Raw genomic sequence first — 503 nt, 5'->3', positions numbered from 1 at the left:
GTATTGGAGGCGACCACGCTTCCCTGGTTCAGGGCGGCATCAGGGAGGTAGATGTTGATCGTGTCGGTCGCTCCGAAAATCATTTCGCCGACAACTAGATAGGTCGTACCGGCGACCACACCGCCCTTTGATCCCGACCTGGTATTACCTGCGCCATCAACCCAAAGGCCCGTCCAGAGGTCGGTTTTGTAGATCTCGAAGCCCAGGCCATTGCCGTTGTTAGAAAGCGGCACTCTACCCAAATTAATCATGGGGTCCGTACCCAAGGCAAAGCCGAAATCCTGGTTCGTTCCAAGATTTCCCGCCGTGACAAGCACGCTGAACCAGAGGGTATCGCCATCGTCTAGGTAGCCGCTGAGAGTGCTGCCCGTGCTGACGGAGGCGATGCCCCCGCTACTGGGATCGACCTTATTTCCAGAGGAGTCCAGGGTCCCGTAGCTGAGCGTGGGAGCGTCGACCGTCATGGTCGATGCTACCCAAGTCCCACTGAGCCCAGTCCCGGA

General features: G+C 58.3%; 1 protein-coding gene. It reads right to left on the bottom strand.

Features of this window, described 5'->3' with window-relative positions; all coding sequences use genetic code 11:
* A partial coding sequence (locus ACG2LG_RS24195; protein ID WP_396263475.1) for a hypothetical protein occupies positions 1-464 on the bottom strand: 464 nt, incomplete at its 3' end.
* Between the last annotated feature and the right edge of the window lie 39 nt (positions 465-503).

This window comes from Haloferula sp. A504 (assembly GCF_044385805.1).
Lineage (GTDB): Bacteria > Verrucomicrobiota > Verrucomicrobiia > Verrucomicrobiales > Akkermansiaceae > Haloferula.
The sequence above is the reverse complement of the archived record's forward strand: the minus strand, read 5'-3'. Positions and strand labels throughout refer to the sequence as shown.